Source organism: Nostoc sp. DedSLP03 (assembly GCF_034530815.1).
Lineage (GTDB): Bacteria > Cyanobacteriota > Cyanobacteriia > Cyanobacteriales > Nostocaceae > Nostoc.
The window spans coordinates 1-1,974 of sequence record NZ_JAVRCK010000217.1; the positions used below are offsets into that span (position 1 = coordinate 1).

Sequence of the window (1,974 nt, forward strand, 5' to 3'; positions counted from 1 at the left end):
CATATTAGTTTTATTTCTTACTCAGTAATTGTCTGTTATTCAGTCATAGCAGCAACTACAAGTCACTATTTCCAGCCGGATAACATATGTTGTCCGTCAAATTTTTATGATGATTCTACTTAAACTCGTTCAATGACGCTGCGTAGGCGAGAACCAGATGTCGCGACCAAGTTAACAGGGTTTTGTTTCCCCCAAATCAGTAACTGAGCATAACGGAATTTAACTTGTGCAGTTCGGCGACGAACAAATTTTTTGACTGTACGCCCATAAACTCGGTGCGTACCTGGATTTGTAGAGTAAACCCTGTCATTGTCGATGAACTGTAGAAAATCACGGTCAAATGGGTGTTCCTGGATATCCAATACCGCACGAATAATTCTTTCTCCCTCGGCTTTATTCGGAACTAATAGTTTTAATTCGTAACCGCGCTCTGTATCAAAATAAGTACATTTGAAATGTCCTTTGTGCCAAGTGAAAGCAGGCGTAGCAAAGATATTTTTTATTTGCCTGGCTAGTCTCTCTGCATCAGTTCTACCAATGCTTTCGCTGGATTCATGCATTAGCCTAAATGTAATTTCGCCTTCTACTTGTGGCGTTGATTCACTTTCGTGAATTTCAAAATTATACGGTTCGAGAAAATAAAGTTTTACTTGTGGTTTAAATGTCCGCTCTGACTGGATTTCATACCAAGGAATACCATAAACAGGGCGTTGCAGAGCTTGAGCATGACCACAAGTTATTTCAAACAACCACATCCGCATCATTGTCATGGTTGACGTGTCGCCGTCCTTCATCAAACAAGAATGTTTGAGTCGAGGCTTGGGGTTGCTAACATCATTGTCAGGTTGATTTTTGAAGTAAGCTTGGACTGCTTTATTATGTTCGAGTCTAACTATGTCTTGTAAATTTTCCCATTCATCAAAACCATCTGGTAATGGCATTATTCGTCCGCCTCCTTGTCTTCATCAGAAATAGCCAAGCCAGTGGCGCTCACTAGTTTGGAAGCATCAAAACCAGCTTTAACTTGTGTTGCTTCTGGTGGTGTAGTGCCTTGCTTGCTATTTGGTTCTTCTCCCAATGCTTTGAGAAATTCTGTTTTCTGTGTTCCAATTTGAGTAACTGTCTCTTGAACGCTTAAGACTTCGGAAGCAACGCTATCAATTTGACTCACGACGTTTTCAGTTGTTTCTAAAGTTGTAAAGAATTTATTTTGAAAGTTAGGTGTAGGGTTCATCCATCTATAGGCACTTTCGCCAACTTCACCCCATTTGCGCAAAGCATTGCCAATTACGGCGACCCAAGAGCCTACAACTTCCAAAGCGCTGAGAATGGAATAGCCAATTGATTGAATTGAATTCATCAGATTAGCAGCGGCTTGATAAATTCGATTCCATTTTTTATATTCAGCTTTTATTCCTCCCCATTCACTCTCGCCAATTACTGATTTGGCTAGAGAATCAAATTGACTTCCTAATATTTCACCAATATTTAATGGGCTTCCCTCTGCATCTTTAATGCCAATTGCTGCGAGAACATTTGAGATAGCACTAGTTAATGTCTGTCCCAAGTTAGCAGAAAGCATATAGGCATTATGAAGAGTTTGCCACCAAATCAAAATATTCAGGACTCTATCAAGATGAAGCCATTGACTGAGCCTTTGCAATTTACCTGATATCCCACCAGGAATTAAATCGCCAAGTTTTGTATTGATTAATTCTAAAAGTGCTAGTTGAGCAGCGTTTGCACCAGCATTAATTTTGTCTAGAAGGTTAGCTGTATTTTGATTATTATTTTGGTTGATGTTATTAGCGGAATCATCTATTGCATTCCTCAAGCATCCTCCAGGTTGAGAGATTTCGCACACTGCACCTTGGGTCGTTTCTTTGTTTGCGGCTTGCACGGTTGGAGATTTGGCGATTGCATCGGGTATTCCCTGTATCGCTGGTGTTAAGGCTGCGATTGCCGTTGCGATCG

Annotated in this window: 2 protein-coding genes; both read right to left on the reverse strand. The window is 40.5% G+C overall.

From position 1 onward, the window contains the following. Positions 1–119: 119 nt before the first annotated feature. Positions 120–941: a hypothetical protein gene (locus RM368_RS38315; RefSeq protein WP_322698903.1), complete on the reverse strand. Its 822-nt coding sequence runs from the start codon at positions 939–941 to the stop codon at positions 120–122. After that, positions 941–1,974: hypothetical protein (locus RM368_RS38320; protein WP_322698904.1), on the reverse strand; the 1,034-nt coding region annotated here is incomplete at its 5' end. The genes RM368_RS38320 and RM368_RS38315, both read right to left, overlap by 1 nt.

Excerpts from the sequence above, each read along its gene's own strand:
- RM368_RS38315 (WP_322698903.1), bottom strand. The coding sequence starts at position 941 with ATGCCATTACCAGATGGTTTTGATGAATGGGAAAATTTACAAGACATA.